General features: G+C 75.1%; 11 protein-coding genes. 7 read left to right on the top strand and 4 right to left on the bottom strand.

Annotated features, from left to right (window positions below; genetic code table 11):
• Positions 1 to 9: 9 nt before the first annotated feature.
• Positions 10 to 1,281, bottom strand: coding sequence for an extracellular solute-binding protein (locus AB0910_RS11125; RefSeq protein WP_366744306.1), 1,272 nt, complete (start codon positions 1,279 to 1,281; stop codon positions 10 to 12).
• Positions 1,282 to 1,739: 458 nt separating this feature from the next.
• Here AB0910_RS11125 and AB0910_RS11120 point away from each other — a divergent pair, with 458 nt between their 5' ends.
• Positions 1,740 to 2,498 carry a DeoR/GlpR family DNA-binding transcription regulator gene (locus tag AB0910_RS11120; RefSeq protein ID WP_366744260.1) on the top strand — a complete coding sequence of 253 codons (759 nt, stop codon included), beginning with the start codon at positions 1,740 to 1,742 and terminating at the stop codon, positions 2,496 to 2,498.
• Between the two features lie 117 nt (positions 2,499 to 2,615).
• On the opposite strand, the gene AB0910_RS11115 is transcribed toward AB0910_RS11120, so the two are convergent.
• Positions 2,616 to 3,434, bottom strand: coding sequence for an endo alpha-1,4 polygalactosaminidase (locus AB0910_RS11115; RefSeq protein WP_366744259.1), 819 nt, complete (start codon positions 3,432 to 3,434; stop codon positions 2,616 to 2,618).
• Between the two features lie 277 nt (positions 3,435 to 3,711).
• Entirely contained in the window at positions 3,712 to 4,278 is a 567-nt protein-coding gene (locus AB0910_RS11110) for a TetR/AcrR family transcriptional regulator (RefSeq protein WP_366744258.1), read from the bottom strand.
• Between the two features lie 91 nt (positions 4,279 to 4,369).
• On the opposite strand from AB0910_RS11110, the gene AB0910_RS11105 reads away from it, so the two are divergent.
• The gene (locus AB0910_RS11105) at positions 4,370 to 5,401 is read left to right on the top strand and encodes a zinc-binding dehydrogenase (RefSeq protein WP_366744305.1); all 1,032 of its coding nucleotides are present in this window, start codon (positions 4,370 to 4,372) and stop codon (positions 5,399 to 5,401) included.
• Positions 5,402 to 5,730: 329 nt separating this feature from the next.
• On the opposite strand, the gene AB0910_RS11100 is transcribed toward AB0910_RS11105, so the two are convergent.
• The gene (locus tag AB0910_RS11100; protein WP_366744304.1) at positions 5,731 to 7,035 is read right to left on the bottom strand and encodes a hydrolytic protein; all 1,305 of its coding nucleotides are present in this window, start codon (positions 7,033 to 7,035) and stop codon (positions 5,731 to 5,733) included.
• A gap of 218 nt (positions 7,036 to 7,253) precedes the next feature.
• Here AB0910_RS11100 and AB0910_RS11095 point away from each other — a divergent pair, with 218 nt between their 5' ends.
• The 5 genes from AB0910_RS11095 to AB0910_RS11075 all read left to right on the top strand — a co-directional run bounded on the left by AB0910_RS11095 (position 7,254) and on the right by AB0910_RS11075 (position 15,732).
• Positions 7,254 to 7,955 (top strand): LuxR C-terminal-related transcriptional regulator, encoded by a 702-nt coding sequence (locus AB0910_RS11095; RefSeq protein WP_366744257.1) that lies wholly within the window; start codon positions 7,254 to 7,256, stop codon positions 7,953 to 7,955.
• A 199-nt stretch (positions 7,956 to 8,154) separates the two neighbouring features.
• Positions 8,155 to 11,259 carry a hypothetical protein gene (locus tag AB0910_RS11090; protein ID WP_366744303.1) on the top strand — a complete coding sequence of 1,035 codons (3,105 nt, stop codon included), beginning with the start codon at positions 8,155 to 8,157 and terminating at the stop codon, positions 11,257 to 11,259.
• A complete protein-coding gene (locus tag AB0910_RS11085) occupies positions 11,256 to 11,960 on the top strand; it encodes a DUF4255 domain-containing protein (protein WP_366744256.1) in 705 nt (234 codons plus the stop codon). Before AB0910_RS11090 ends, AB0910_RS11085 begins: the two co-directional genes overlap by 4 nt.
• On the top strand, positions 11,957 to 14,035 hold the full coding sequence (locus AB0910_RS11080; RefSeq protein WP_366744255.1) for an ATP-binding protein: 2,079 nt from the start codon (positions 11,957 to 11,959) through the stop codon (positions 14,033 to 14,035). Before AB0910_RS11085 ends, AB0910_RS11080 begins: the two co-directional genes overlap by 4 nt.
• A gap of 140 nt (positions 14,036 to 14,175) precedes the next feature.
• Positions 14,176 to 15,732 carry a phage tail sheath family protein gene (locus AB0910_RS11075; RefSeq protein ID WP_366744254.1) on the top strand — a complete coding sequence of 519 codons (1,557 nt, stop codon included), beginning with the start codon at positions 14,176 to 14,178 and terminating at the stop codon, positions 15,730 to 15,732.
• Positions 15,733 to 15,798 lie beyond the last annotated feature (66 nt).

Here is a 15,798-nt window from a genome sequence, read left to right as displayed (position 1 = left end):
GGTGGCTCCTCAGCGCGGGATGACGAGTGCGGCCCTGGAGTCGGCGGCGCACGCGCGCATCGCCTCCGCCGGGGTGCTGCGGCCGAGCAGTACGGACACGACGGCCTGCCCAAGTGCCGTGGAGACCTCGGGATAGGCGGGGTGCACGGGACGGACCCGCGCGGTCTCCAGAGCCTTGGTGAACACGTCGAGGCCCCGCGTGCCCGCTTCCTTGGCGCGCCAGGCGCTCTCCGCCTCGCTGCGCCTGCTGAGGGGGAGGCTGCCCGCCTCGACGTCCCAGCGGACGTCCTGGTCGGGCTGGGCGAGCCAGGACACGAAGGTCCGGGTGGCGCGGGCCCGCGCCCCTCCGTTGTCGAAGGCCGTCCAGGTGTCGGGGCCCGAGATGGTGAGGGGCCGGCCCGAGTAGCTGGGCAGCGGCACCACCTCGTAGTCGATGCCGGCCTGGCGGAGGTCGGGCAGCTGCCAGGGCCCGGTGGGGACCATGCCCATCCGGCCGGAGGCGAAGACCTGGTACATCTGCTCGCTGCCCGGCTTCGGATCGACGTAGACGCTCTTGTCCCCGACGAGGGCGGCCACCGTCTCCAGGGCCCGCACTCCCGCCTTCGCGAAGCCGATGCCGCGGCCGTCGGGCGCGATGACCTCGCCGCCGAGGTCCCACACCATCGGCCACAGCCGCCAGACGGTGTCCTCGTCCCCCGCACCAGGCCAGCCCGTGCCGAAGACCCCTGTGCGGGCGTCGGTGAGGGCCCGGGCGGTCCGCCCGAAGTCGCCCCAGGTCCAGCCCGCCTCCGGCAGGGGGACGCCCGCGGCCCTGAACAGCCTCCTGTTGCAGACCACGGCGAGCGAGTCCAGCAGGGCGGGGGACGCCCTGAGCCGGCCGTTGACCGTGACGGCGGCCCTGGCGGGTTCCCAGTAGCTCTGCCAGGGCGTCGGCCCGTGGCGCAGGGTGTCCGTGAGGTCGAGCACCTGGGGGCTTCGGGCGACTCCCGCGAGGTCGGAGCCGAAGATGTAGGCGAGGTCCGGATAGGTCCCCGAGGCGAGGGCCGCGCTGACCTTCTGGAGCATCGCGTCGGCGAGCACGCCGCCCCCGAGGTCCACCCTGATGTGCGGATGGGTGCGGGTGAAGGCGGCGACCAGGCCCTTCAGCGCTGTGAGTCCCGTGTCGGTCTGCCCGTGCCACATCTCGATCGTGACGCGTCCGTCCCGGCCCACCCCGTCGGAACCCGACGCCCCGCAGGCGGCCAGGGCCGCGGCGGCAGCCGCGCCCGTGCCCGCTCGCAGCACGGTCCTGCGCGTACGGCCGGCTGGCGGGTGCTGGCCAGGAGCCACGGGTACCTCCGGTGAGGGTGCGTACGGGGCGGGACGAGGGGGCGGGGCGGCGGGGCTACCGCAGGCCGCGGTGCGGGCGGGCGTCCGGGCCGCGGTGGGCGTGGGGCCGGTCGGGGCGGGGGAAGCGGATGTGCACGTGGGTCTCCGGCTGCGCGAGGGCACGACCCCGCCTCGGGCGCTGCGGGCACCCTGGCGACTGTGTCCGGGCTTGCGGCTGTGCGCCGCCCACCGGCTGGGCGTACCTCTGACGCCGTGTGCAGCGGTGGCGTCGACAGCAGTTAATCGAGCAGTTTTCGTCATGTCAAGAGCGCGAAACTGAGCAGAATTGCGCACGTTGAACAGGGCCCTCCAGCGGCCGCGACCGATATCGGCAGACGTGGGCGGGGGTTCGCCTGGCTATGCTTTCGAGCATGCTGAGAACCGAGCGCCACGCGCGCATCCTTGAGCACGTGACCGCGAAGGGCAGCGCGGGCGTGGAGGAGCTCTCGCGGATGCTGGACGTCTCGGGGGCCACCATCAGGCGCGATCTCCAGCAGCTGCACGCGCTGCGCCTCCTGCGGCGCACCCACGGCGGAGCCTCGGTCGGCACCTTCGGGCTCGAAGCGCCGCTCCAGTACCGCAGCGAGCGCAGGCGGCCCGAGAAGGTGGCCATCGCGCGCGCCGCCGCCGCGCTGGTGCCGCACGACGCGGTGGTCGGGCTGACGGGCGGCTCCACCGCGATGGCGATCGCCCGCATACTCGCCGAGCGCGGTCCCGTCACCATCGTCACCAACGCGGTCGACATCGCCGCGGAGCTCATCCTGCACCGCGACGTCACCCTCGTGGTCATCGGCGGCACCGCCCGCAGGGAGAGCTACGAACTCGTGGGCCCCATGGCGGAGAAGACGCTCGCCGAGTACCACACGGACATCGCGTTCCTCGGCGTGGACGGCATCGGCGCGGCCCACGGCTGCACGACGCACGACCAGTTGGAGGCCGCAACCGACCGCGCCTTCACCGAGAACAGCAGCCACACCGTCGTCGTGGCCGACAGCTCGAAGATCGGCAAGGTGACACTGGCGCGGATCTGCCCGCTGTCGGAGGTCGGGCATCTCGTCACCGACGCGGGTGCCCCGCGGGAGGAGTTGGCGAGGATCACGGCGGCCGGGGTGTCCGTCACGACCGCCTGAGCACGGCCGCACCGCGCGGGCCCGCCGCCGGCCCGGGGCAGGACCGCCGGCCCGGGCCGGGCCGCGCGGGCACCCCAGGCCACGCGCCGGCACCCCGGGGCCCGCGCCGGGGCCGGGTCAGCAGACCTTGCGCACGTATCCGGCGTCGCCGGGGGACAGCACATCGCGGTCGCGCAGCACGACGCTCAGCCGGTCCCCGTAGCCGCTGCACGTCTTCGTGAAGTACTTCTGCTCGTACTCGATGACGATGACGTGGTCGCCGAAGCCCTCGACGTAGTCCCCGCACTCGTCCCACTCGCCGCACTCCTCGGCGATGGCGAAGTCGAGTCCGGTGTCGGCGCGTTCGGTCGAGAGCTGCGCGGTGTTCTTCTGCGCGACGGCCAGGCCCTTCTCGTGGGCGTGGTCGGCGAGCAGCTTCACCGTCGCCTTCGCGTCGGCCTCGCTGAGCAGGTCGGTGCGGTCGAAGGTGTCGAGGTTGTCCGGCTCGACCGCGTCGAAGCCCTTGGCCGCGCAGGAGTCGATCCACGCGTCCACCTTGGCGGCGATCGCCTTGCGTTTCTCGTCCGTCCTGGTGTCGAGCATGGCCTCGCCCCAGTCCTCGTCGTAGACGACCTGGCCGTTCGCGTCCTTCAGGAGCAGGCCTGGCCACTGGGCCTCGGCGCCCGGCTGGGCCTGGAAGGCGTTGACGTAGCAGATGTTGTACAGGCCCTGCGCGGGCGACGCGGTGTGGTCGCGGCTGACCACGCGCACTCCGGCGGGCGGCTGGTAGGGCTTGTTGATCTGGTAGTCGAAGCCGGCGTGCACGGGCGGGAGGGCGGCCGCGGGCGCGGCCGCGCCCGCGGTGGAACAGGCCGGCAGGGAAATGGCGACGGCCGCGGTCACGGCGGCCAGCGCGGCGAGCCCCCGCCGCGGGCGGGGGCGTGTGGTGTCGGTCATGGGTACTCCACGGGGGGTGGGCACGTCCCCGCCTCGGAGTCCGCACTCCGTGCGGAACCTGGCGACTGAGTCCGGACTTGCGGTGCGCGCACCGCGGTACCGGCTGGGCGTACCTCTGCCGCCGGGCGCTCGGCTCCGGCGTCGCATGGAGTAAATCGGGCGGCCCCCGGCGTGTCAACCGCGCCGCCGGAGCAGGCCGTTGGGGCGGGCGGCCGGGGCGGAGCGCCGGGGCGGCGGCCCGGCACGGCCTGATGCCGTGCGGCGCCGCGGCCTGAGGTCAGCCGGCCGCCCGCCGCACGAGGGCCGTCGCCAGCTCGGCGCCGACCGCCAGGGTCTCGGACGGCAGCGGCTGGGTGGCGAGGGCGCCCTCGTGCAGGAGGAGCAGCTGTACGGCGAGGGTGCCGGGGTCCCGGCAGCCGGCCCCGGCGGCGAGCTCCTCGAACAGGCCGAGCAGCCAGAGCTTCTGGTCGGCGGCGATGCGGTGCGCGGGGTGCGCGGGGTCGGGCAGCTCGGCCAGCGCGTTGATGAAGGCGCAGCCGCGGGGGTTGCCCTCGCTCCAGGTCCGCAGCGCGCCGAAGGGCGCGGTGACGGCCTCGACCGGGTCGTCGCAGGCGTCGACCGCGGCACGGACGAGGGAGCGCCAGCGCTTGTCGCGCTCCGCGAGGTAGGCCGCCACGAGCCGGTCCTTGGAGCCGAACTGGTTGTACAGGGTGCGTTTGGTGACGCCCGACCGCTCGGCGATCAGGTCCACGCCGACCGCCGTGATCCCGCGGCTGTAGAACAGCTCCTCCGCCGCCGCCACGATGCGGCGCCCGGCCGGGGTCACGGGCCGTGCCTCCTGCATTGGACCTTCCTTCACCGATCGGTATACCTTAGGGGGTGTTCACCGATCAGTATACCTTGAGGAGGCCCAGGTGACGGCGGTGCGGGACAGCATGCGCGCGGTGCGGATCACCCGCCACGGAGGGCTCGACGCCCTGGAGGCCGCCGAGGTGGCGGTCCCCGTACCGGGGCCGGGCGAGGTGCTCGTACGGGTCGCCTCGGCCGCGCTGAACAACACCGACCTGTGGACCCGGGAGGGCGCCTACGGCCGCCCCGGCCACCCGCAGGCGCCGTCCGGCTGGCGCGGCCCTGTCGACTTCCCCCGGATCCAGGGCGCCGACGTGGCCGGCCGCGTCGCCGCCCTCGGCCCCGGTGCGGACGCGGGGCTGGCCGGACGGCGGGTCGTGGTCGACCCGGCCGGCTACGACGCGGAGGGCCCGGACGCCAACCCGGTGGGCCTGATGGGCAGCGAGCGCGACGGGGGCTACGCCGAGTACGTGACGGCACCGGCGGCGCACGTGCACGACATGACGGAGTCCCCGCTCACGGACGACCAGCTCGCGGCGCTGCCGACCGCGTACGGCACGGCGCTCGGCATGATCGAGCGCGGCGAGCTGCGCGCCGGGGAGACCGTCCTGGTCTCCGGCGCCTCGGGCGGCGTCGGCCTGGCGCTCGTACAACTCGCCCGCGCACGGGGCGCGCGGGTGGTCGCCGTCAGCAGCGGCGCGAAGGCGGACGCGGTGCGCGCGGCGGGCGCGGACACGGTGGTCGACCGCGCCCGGGGCGTCGCCGACCAGGTGCGGGCCGCGGCCCCTGACGGTATCGACCTCGGACTCGACGTCGTGGCAGGGGAGTTGGTGGGCGAGGGGCTGCCACTGCTGCGCGAGGGCGGCCGCTGGGTGGTCGCGGGCGCGCTCGGCGGCCACCGTGTGGCGTTCGACGTGCGCCGCCTCTATCTGCACAACGCGCGGCTGATCGGCTCCTCGATGCACACGCCCGCGCACTTCGCACTCCTCATGGACCTCGCGCGGAGCGGGGGCGTCCGGCCGGTCGTGGCCGCGGCGTTCCCCCTGGAGCGCGCCGCCGAAGCGCAGGAGGAGCTCGCCCGCAGGAACCACGTGGGAAAGATCGTCCTGCACCCTTGAACCGCACCGGGGACCGGCGGCACCGCGCGGGGGTACGGTGGGGGCGGCAGATGCGGAAGCACCCGTTCACACCGGGCCGCCGGGGCGGCGGTCGTCCCGTTCACACCGCACCTGCGCCCGGGGCGACGCCTGGAATCAGCCAAAGTTACCGGCGCGGCACGCCGCCCGACACCCCTTCGACGCAGGGCATTTGGCCGGAGGCGACAGAACAAAGGGGCCGGAAGAGGACATCACGCTCCCCCCACGGAGGGTCGTCATTCCGGCCGCCCGGCAAGCGTCCGCCATTGCACGGCGCCTCCTCGCGTCCCACGATGTCGGTGACGCCTGGTTCACCTCGTGTCGCTGAGCACCCCACTCACGTTGAGCACCTCGTGGCATTCCCGCGCACGCCGCCCGGTGGCAGGCGTGCCCGGCTTCGCACAGGTCACCTGGGCCGTCACCGTGTCGTTCTCGGTGATTCTGATGGGGGTGACCCAGTGGTAGTCCTGATTGCGGAACGTCTCGAGCGCGATCGTCGTGATCTTGCGCTCGCCGAAGTTGATGGTCATCACCCCTTCGTCGCCCTGGAAGTTGGCGACGACGATGTCCGTGATGCCGAACACCTTGCCCTGCGGGACCTTGTAGGTGCCCGTCTTGTCGGCCCCGCCGGCCGTCTGGAGGTCGATGGTGGCGGAGCTCTGCTGACCGTCCCCGCCGCCGTCCGCTCCCCCACCCCCACCTGCGCCGCCCGTACCCGTGCCGGAACCCGGGCTCGCGCCGCCGGTGCCCGGCTGGGTGCCGGAGCCGTTGCCGCCCGGCTGGTCGCCCGTGCCGCCGGATGCCTGGGTGCCCTGTCCTGCCGGGGTCTCCTTGGGGTGGACGACCTGGTCGGCCGCGGCCTTGGCCGTACTGCGCACCGCGGGCCGCACCAGGGCGAACCACGCGAGCAGCAGCGCGAGGATCGCGGCGAGCACCGCGAGCAGCCACTTGGGGAAGACCGGGATCTGCACGAACTCCGCGTCGAGCGGCGGCAGGAGCTCCGTCGGCGCGTCCTGCTCGCGGCCCTCGGCGGCCGGTACGCTCTCACTGACGGCGACCGTGAAGGGCCACACCACCGGCTTGCCGAACCACACCGGCTTCCCTGTGCGCACCCGCAGCCCGGTCTCTGCGGACTCGCCCGGCTCCAGCTTCCGCACCGCGGGGCGGAAGGCGAACCGCAGCTCCTCCCCCGGCTGGGCGGGCGAAAAGCCCTTCTGGATGGGGGAGTTGCCCTCGTTGCGCAGGGCGATGCGGTAGCGGCCGCGCAGCCAGCCGCGGCGGCGGCGCGGCGCGATCTCGGCGCGCAGCTGCCGGAACTCCTCGACGCGCACCGTGGTTTCCGGGACCCGCACCGCCTCGGGGTGCTCCGTGGGTAGCACGCGCACCGCGAGGGGCACCTCGCCCGCCCTGACCTCGGGGGAGCGCGGCGGCGCCAGCCGGATCGCCACCGTCTCCGAGGTGCCCGGGTACAGGGAGACGCGCTCGGGTTCCACGCTCGCCCAGGCGGCGCAGTCGCCGACGACCTCCAGGCTGTACGCCTCGACGATGTCGCTGTCGTTGCGGACGGTCAGACGGGTGGATGCGACACCACCGGGCGTCACGGACACCTCGGGGATGTCGAGGCCGGGCGCGCCGGGACCTGAGGAGGCTGAGGGAGACGTCACGCGGCGACGCTACGACGCGCCGCGGCCGCCCTGGAGAGGCGCGAGGGCAAGGCGCCGTGCAGCCCCGGTGCCCCGGACAGCTCCCTGCGCCTCCCCTTCCGCTGGGCCGAGCCGCCCTTCCGACACGCCGCCACCCGCCCTCACCCGCTTCAAGGAACAGGTACCCGACCATGACCTGCCCCCAGGCAAGCGCTCCCGCACCCACCCCCCAGTACACCGTGCGCTGGCCCGCGCCCGCCGGCCGCCCCGCGCGGGTCTCGGTCGCCGTGTACGCGCCCGACCCCGTCCTCTATGTCGGCGTGGTGCAGCAGCTGCGCCAGCGCCCCGAGATCGACCTGGTCGACGACGCGGGCGCGGACGCGGCCCAGGTGTCGCTCGTGACGGTCGACACCGTGGACGACGAGACGACCGCCCTGCTGAACCGGCTGCGGCACAACCCCGGCACCCGCACCGGCCTCGTGGTCGGCACCTTCGAGTCGGGGGACGCGCTCCAGCGCGCCATCGACTCCGGTGTCGCCGCGGTGCTGCGGCGCGCCGAGGCCGACCAGGACCGGCTGCTGCACCTGGTGCTCGCGATCGCGAACGGGGAGGGCATGCTGCCTGGCGACCTGCTCGCGAAGCTGCTCAGCCATGTCGGCAGCCTCCAGCGCTCGACCCTCGACCCGCGCGCGGCGTCCCTGTCCACGCTGACCTCGCGGGAGGCGGAGATGCTGCGCCTGGTGTCCGAGGGCCTCGACACCGCGGAGATCGCCAGGAAGACGGCGTACTCGGAACGGACCGTCAAGAACGTGCTGCACGAGGTCATCACGCGGCTGCACCTGCGCAACCGCGCCCACGCCGTGGGCCACGCGCTGCGCAACGGCCTGATCTGAAGGACCGGAGCGGCCCGCCCGCTGCCCGAACGCGCACCCGCCGCTTCCCCCGGGTGCGCCCCGGCGGTCCTGCCGCCCGCCGGGGTCCCGCGCCCAGGATGGCGGGCGTATGTGTGACGGCGGCGTTCTGACGGTGAGGTGGGCCGTGACAGGCACGGATGGCTCCGGGTACGCGCACGACCGCCTGGGGCGCATCGCCATGGCGCTGCTGCTGATGGTGCCGCTGTTCGCGGTGACCGCGGCGGCCGGGCCCCGCGCCGCGCCGCCCGCCGCAGCACCGGCGGCGGGCGCGGCAGAGACCCGGATCGCGTACGCGGGCACGCAGCACCGCAGCCTCGGCCGGGTGGCTGCCACCGATTCGAGCGTCCCGCTCTTCGGTGCGGGCCCGACCCACTACGACGTACAACCTCAGGCACACGGCGGCCAGTTGGCGTTCACCAGCCGTCGCGACGAGAAGAACCCGCAGGTGTATCTGCGCGCCGCCGACGGCTCCGTGCGCAAGCTGACCACCGGCAGGGACGCCGCGCACCCGTGGCTGACCCCGGACGGCCTGTCCGTCGTCTTCGACTCGGCGGAGCCTGGCGGCACGGGCGGCGGGACACAGCGCGACCTGTGGCTCGTGCACACCGACGGGACGGGGCTCACCCGGCTCACGGACACGCCGGCGAACGAGGAGCACCCGACCGTGTCGCCGGACGGCGCGCGGCTCGCCTACGCGAGCGACGCCGACGCGCTCGCCGGGGAGCAGGTCTACGTGCGGCCGCTGGCGGGCGGCACCGCGCTGCGCGTCACCGACCCGGCGGACGGCACGGCGACCGAGCCCGCCTGGAACCCGGTGGACGACGACGAGAACCGGGACATCATCGCCTACACGTCGAGCGGTCCTGACGGACCGCGGCTGCGCTGGGCCTCGGGGAGCGGGGGCGGCGGCGGACCGCTGCTCTCCGGCGAGCAGGCCGGCTGGCGTACCCACGGGGCAGCGTGGCTGCCCGACGGGGACGGTGTGCTGTTCCTCAGCCAGGACATCATCGTCTGTGTCTGCGAGGGGGACTGGAACCACGTCTACCGGGCGACGGCGCACTCCGACGCGACGGCCACGCTCGTGCTGAGCGAGGACCGCGACGTCTCCTCCGTCACCTGGCTCGGGCCGGTCGAAGGGGGCACCGCCGTCGTGGACCGCACGACGGCGCAGGGGCCGAATGTGGCGACCCTTCAGGACATCCGCCAGGACGGCTCGGACCCGCGCGACCTCGGCCTGACGATCCTGTCCGAGGACCCGGAGGCCGACACCAACACCGACCCGTCCAAGGACCCGCTGTTCCAGCCGCGTGCCGGCTACGACCCGTGGACGGAGCGCCAGAACTACACGCCGGACGGCCGCCGGATCGTGGTGACCCGCTTCGAGGGCACCCCGCAGGACCGGACCGAGCGGATCTGGCTCGCGGACGCGGACGGCTCCCACGCGCAGCCCATGCCGCTCGCCGGGCGCGGCGACCACGACTGGGACACCGACCCGACGTTCTCGCCCGACGGCAGGCTCATCGCCTTCACCCGCACGTCGCCCGGCGGCGTCGGCGCGGACGCCGGGCCGAGCCGGGTCCTGATCGCGGACGCCGCGACCGGGGCGATCCGGGGCGAGATCACCCCGCCGGCGGGCGAGACCACGGGCGGAGACGCGCAGCCCACCTGGTCGTCCGACGGCACCCAGCTCGCCTTCACCCGCACCGAGGTGATCGAAGGAAACGGCGGCAACAAGCACGTGTGGACCGTGCCGGTCGACCACCTCGACCGGCAGCGCGACCTGAGCGCGGCCGACTGCCCGGGCGACTGCCAGGTCATCGACGACAGCCCGGCGTTCTCCCCCGACGGCACGACGGTCGCCTTCAACCGCAAGAACGGCGGCGGCCGGGTCGACGAGGACGACGGCATCCTCCTCACGTCGCTCACCGGCGACGACTGCCGGGTCCTGCTGCCCGCCGCCGCCCGCGGCCTGCCGGGCGCGTGCGGCCGCGAGCTGCCCGACACGACGGCCACCGGCCCCTTCCAGCCGCGCGACGCCGCGTGGAGCGCCGACGGCAGGAGCCTGGTCTTCAGCTCGCGCGCCGAGGTCGCGGCCGACAGCCCGGAGAAGCTCACCCGGGTCGACATCGGCTCGGGCACCCTGACGCCGCTCACCGGCGAACTGCTGGGGCGGCAGAAGGAGCCGAGCGTGCAGCAGTCCGTGGACCTCGCGGTCCAGGCGCCCGGCACCTCTGATCCGGTCGTCGTGGGCCGCAGCGGCGCCGTGCGCGTCGACGTCGTCAACCACGGGCCCGCCGCCTCGCCCGGCACCCGGCTGACCGTCGCCCCGCCCCTCGGGGTCACCGTCACGGGCCTCACCGCGCCCGGTGCCACCTGCGACGCCGCGGGGCTCACCTGCGACCTGGGCGTGGTGGAGCCGGGCGGTACCGTCCCCGTGACCGTGACGGTCACCGGGGTCACCCCGGGCGAGCAGCCGGTCGGCTGGTCGGTCACCGGCGCCGTGATCGACCCCGACCCCGGCGACAACGCGGCCACGACCGTGGTGCCGGTGCGCGAGGCGCCCGCGCCGCCGGGCACGCCGAACCCGCCGCCGCCCACCGCGAGTCCGCCGCCGCCCGCCGAGCCGCCCCCGCCGCTCGCCGGGCCCGGCGTGCGCGTCACGGCCCAGCCCGACCCCGGATACGTGGGCGGTCGCGTCGTCGTCACGTACACCGTCAGCAACGGCCGCAACGCGCTGGCCACCGGGCTGCGGCTGCGGCTCGGCCTGCCTCCGGGCGTGCCGGACAACGGGCCTCCGCCGGGGTGCGACAGCGGCTTCTCGTGCGCACTGCCGGACCTCGCGCCCGGCGCGCGTGCCGTGCTGACCGTCGTGCTCTCCCCCACCAAGGCGGTGACGACGCGGGTGACGGGCGTGCTGACGACCACGGGCACCGACGCCGACCCCGGCGACAACGCGGCGAGCCTGCCGCTGCGCATCCTCCAGCCGAAGATCGTGGCCGTGCCCCCGATCGGCAAGCCCGGCTTCGTGACCTCGGTGCGCGGCAAGGACTTCCCGCCGGGCGCGCCGGTACGGCTGAGCTGGAAGCCCGGCATCACCGCCGCGGCCGTCCCCACGGTCCCGGTGCCCGACGGCACGTTCATCGGCCAGCTGCTGATCCTCACCAAGGACCAGACGGGCCCGCGCACCATCACCGCGAGCGGTCCCGGGTTCTCCCCCGTGACCACGGACTTCCTGGTCGTCAGCGGGACCGTGCAGCCGCCCGACGAGGTGACGCGCCGGTGATCCACGAGGTCGACGAGGCGCTGCGGGCCCTGCTCGACGGCTCCGGACTCGCGGCGTCCGGCGTCGAGGTGGCCTTCGACGCGCCGACCCGCGACTGGGCCGCCCGGCGCACCGCGCCCACGGTGTGCGTGTTCCTGTACGACATCCGCGAGGACAACACGCGGCGCGGCAGCAGCGGCGGCGAGGTGTACGACGAGGAAGGGCACGTCGTCGCGCGCCGCGCCCCGGCGCGCTGGTTCGAGCTGACGTACCTGGTCACGGCGTGGGCGAGCCGGCCGCAGGACGAGCACAGGTTGCTCTCCCAGGTCCTTGCCCGCCTGGTGTCCACCGACACGCTCGGCCCCGAGCTGCTGACCGGCTCGCTCGCCGAACTCGGCCTGATCGTGGGCCTCGACGCGGGCGGCACGGGCCTCGACGCGCCGGACGCCTCCGACGTGTGGTCGGCGCTCGGCGGCGAGCTGAGGCCGTCGCTCGGGGTGCGGGTGCGGGCCCCGCTCGCCGGGATACGCCGGGCGGCGGCGCCGCCGGTCACCGAGGGGCTCGTGGTCCGCCCGATCCCGCAGGCGGGTTCCGAGGACGCCGAGTCGGCGCGCCGCCTGCGCTACACCGGGATCGCCGACCCGGGCGGCGAGGGCTTCGGCGGGCCGCGCGAGCGCCGTCCGCGGCCCGCGCGCCGCCGCCGGGGGGACCGCCAGCCGTGACGTACACCGCGCGGCCCGCCGCGCCCGCGGACCCCGGCGCGGCGCCGTACCTGTGGCGGCGGCTGCGGCTGGTCGAGGAGCGGGTGCGGCACGCCGTGGCCGTCCGGCGGGCCGCCGACCCTGACCCCGACGACCCGTATCGCGGCCAGTACCTCACGCCCGATGCGGTCGGCCGCCTCCTCGAAGGGCCGCCGGGGCCCGTGCTGCCGCCGCTGCCGGGCGACGGGCCGCCGGCCGGCTGCGTACTCGGCGATCTGGCGCGGGACTTCGGCCTCGCACCGCTCGACGTCGACCTGCTGCTCGTCGCGCTGGCGCCGGACCTCGACGCGCGCTTCGAGCGGCTGTACGGCTACCTCAACGACGACCTGACACGCAGGCGCCCCACGGTCGGCCTCGCGCTCGAACTGTGCGGGCACGGCGGCCCGTCCGCCGCCCGGTTCCGGCTCGCGCCCGGCGCGCCGCTGACGGCGGGCGGCCTGGTCGAGGTCACGGAGCCGGAGCGGCCGCCGCTCTCCCGCGTCCTCGCCGTGCCCGACCGGGTCACCGCGCACCTGCTGGGCGCCACCGCGCCCGACCCGCGCCTCGTGCCGGTGCTCGGCGAGGAGACGGCAGACCCGTCCTGCGACGAGGCACAGGCCGGGCAGGCGGCGGCGTCCTTCGCCCGCGGCACCGGGCACGTGCACCTGCGGACCCGCGGCGGTGCCCCCGAGGGCCTGGCGTGCGCCGCCCTGCGCGCCGCGGGGCGCCGCCCGCTCGTCCTGGACGCCGCGGCGCTCGGCCGCAGCGCGGGCGAACTGCCCGACCTGGCCGCGATCGCCGCGAGGGAGGCGCGCCTGACCGGCGCGGGCGTCGTGCTCGGCCCGCTCGACGCGCTGCCCGACAGGCCGTCCGAGCGGGCCCACACGCTGCGCACCCTGACCGGGGCGCTGTCCTGCGTACCGCTGCTCACGTACGGCACGGACGGCTGGGACCCCTCCTGGGCCGCCAGGACGCCCCCGACCCTGGCGGTGGGCGCCGCGCCGCCCGAGCGGCAGGCCGCGCGCTGGCGGCACGCGCTGGAGGCGGCGGGCGGGCGGGCGGCGGACGCGGAGGAGCTCGCGGCCTCGGTGGCCGCGCACCGCCTCGACTCGGGGCAGGTGCGGCGCGCCGCACAGGCCGCGGTGCGCGCGGCGGCGCTCGCGGGCCGCCCGGTGGACCGGGACGATCTGCGGGCCGCCGTGCGGGCGCAGAACAGCGCGGGCCTGGCCCGGCTGGCCCGCCGGGTCGAGCCCGCGGTCGGCTGGGGCGACCTGGTACTGCCGCCGCGCACGCTGCGGGAGCTGCGGGAGCTCGCCGTGCGGGCCCGCCACCGCGACCTGGTGCTCGGCCGGTGGGGCATGCGTCCTGGCGGCGGGCGGGGGCGCGGGGTGATCGCCCTGTTCGCCGGGGAGTCGGGCACGGGCAAGACCATGTCGGCCGAGGTGGTCGCCGCCGACCTGGGCATGGACCTGTACGTGGTGGACCTGTCCACGGTGGTCGACAAGTACGTCGGCGAGACGGAGAAGAACCTGGAGCGGATCTTCACGGAGGCGTCTGCCGTCAACGCGGTGCTGCTGTTCGACGAGGCCGACGCGATCTTCGGCAAGCGCTCCGAGGTGAAGGACGCGCACGACAGGCACGCCAACATCGAGTCGGCGTACCTGCTGCAGCGGATGGAGTCCTTCGACGGCGTCGCGGTGCTCACCACCAATCTGCGGGCCAACCTCGACGAGGCGTTCACCCGGCGCCTCGACGTCGTCGCCGACTTCCCCGTGCCCGACGCGCCGCACCGCCTGGCCCTGTGGGAGCGCTGCCTCGGCGGCCGGCTGCCGCGCGCGGGCGATCTGGACCTGGCGTTCTGCGCGGACCGGTTCGAGCTGGCAGGCGGGTCGATCAGGTCGTGCGCGGTCACCGCCGCCTATCTGGCGGCTGAGGCGGGCACGCCGCTGACGATGGCCCAGGTGGTGGCGTCGGTCGCGCGGGAGTACCGCAAGCTGGGCCGCCTGGTCCTCGAAGGCGAGTTCGGGCCGTATCTCGCGCAGGCGGCGAGCGCCTGAACCTGCACGCGGGGACCGCGTGAACCGCCCGCGCGGGCAGGGCGATTGCCCCCGTGCAGGGTCCGGCGTCCTCTGCCACCGGTGGCGGGCGGCGACGACGCTGGGGACGACCGAGGCCGCAGGACCGTGAAGGAGCGAGCATGGCGACGTACCTCACCCCAGGCGTGTACATGGAGGAGGTGCAGTCCGGTGCCCGGCCGATCGAGGGGGTCGGCACCGCCGTCGCCGCGTTCGTCGGCTTCGCCGAGGACGGCCCGTTCCACACACCGACGCTGGTCACCAGCTGGGACCAGTACACCCGCCAGTTCGGCGGCTTCACCCCCGGCACGTATCTCCCGCACGCCCTGTACGGGTACTTCGCCAACGGCGGCGGCGCCGCGTACGTGGTGCGCGTCGGCGGCTCGGCCGACGACGCCTCTGCCCCCGCGGCGGGCGGCCCCGCGGGCGCCGGGCGGCCCGCCGCGCAGCCCGTGGAGCTCGGCGGCTTCCTCGTGGCGGCGCGGCCCGGTGTGAGCGGGGTGTCCGTCGAGGTCGCGGAGCCCGAGGGGGAGAACCCGCCGGACGACCGCTTCCGGCTGCTGGTGCGCCAGGGCGACCAGGTGGTCGAGACGTACGACGCGTCGACCCGCAAGAACGTCAAGGGGTATCTGCTCAACCAGGCGCGCGCCTCGAAGCTGGTCGAGGTCACCGAGCAGCGCGGCGCGAGCCAGACGAAGCCCGCGGCGCAGACGGTCGCGGTGCCTGACGCGCCGCCCGCGCCCGCGGCGGGCTCCGGCGAGGTCGCGCGGCTCGACCCGGCCGAGTACGTCGGCGACGCGGACTCCCGCACCGGCTTCGCCGGGCTCGAGACCATCGACGAGATCACCATGGTCGCCGTCCCGGACCTGATGAGCGCCCACCAGCGCGGCGACATCGACGCCGAGGGCGTGCGCACCGTGCAGCTGGCCGTCATCTCGCACTGCGAGCAGATGGGCGACCGGGTCGCCGTCCTCGACGCCCCGCCAGGGCTCTCCCCGCAGGCCGTGCGGACCTGGCGCAACGACGAGGCGGGGTACGACTCCCACTACGCGACGCTCTACTACCCGTGGGTGCGGGTCTTCGACCCGGCGTCGGGCCGCAACACCACGGTCCCGCCGAGCGGCCACGTCGCCGGTGTGTGGGCCCGCAGCGACGCGGAGCGCGGCGTGCACAAGGCACCGGCCAACGAGGTGATCAGGGGCGCGGTCGACCTGGAGCTGCGGCTCAGCAAGGCCGAGCAGGACCTGCTCAACCCGATCGGCGTGAACTGCGTGCGCGCCTTCCCCGGCCGCGGCATCCGGATCTGGGGCGCCCGCACCCTCTCCTCCGACCCGGCCTGGCGCTACCTCAATGTGCGCCGCCTCTTCAACTACCTGGAGGAGTCCATCCTCCTGGGCACCCAGTGGGTGGTGTTCGAGCCCAACGACGACCGCCTGTGGTCGAGCATCAGGCGCAACGCGAGCGCGTTCCTCACCGAGGAGTGGCGCAGGGGCGCGCTGTTCGGGCAGACCGCGGCGGAGGCCTTCTACGTGAAGTGCGACCGCGACAACAACCCGCAGGAGTCCATCGACCAGGGCCGCGTGGTGTGCGAGATCGGCGTGTCCCCCGTGAAGCCCGCGGAGTTCGTGGTGTTCAGGCTCGCGCAGTTCTCCGACAGCACCAGCCTCGTCGACGAGTGAGACGAGCGCGCAGACCACGGCGAGCACGCCGGGCGCGCCGGGCGACACCGGGCCGCGGACTCCCCA

It is taken from the genome of Streptomyces sp. NPDC047002 (assembly GCF_040704505.1).
In the GTDB taxonomy this organism is placed as follows: Bacteria; Actinomycetota; Actinomycetes; order Streptomycetales; family Streptomycetaceae; genus Streptomyces.
The sequence above is the reverse complement of the archived record's forward strand: the minus strand, read 5'-3'. Positions and strand labels throughout refer to the sequence as shown.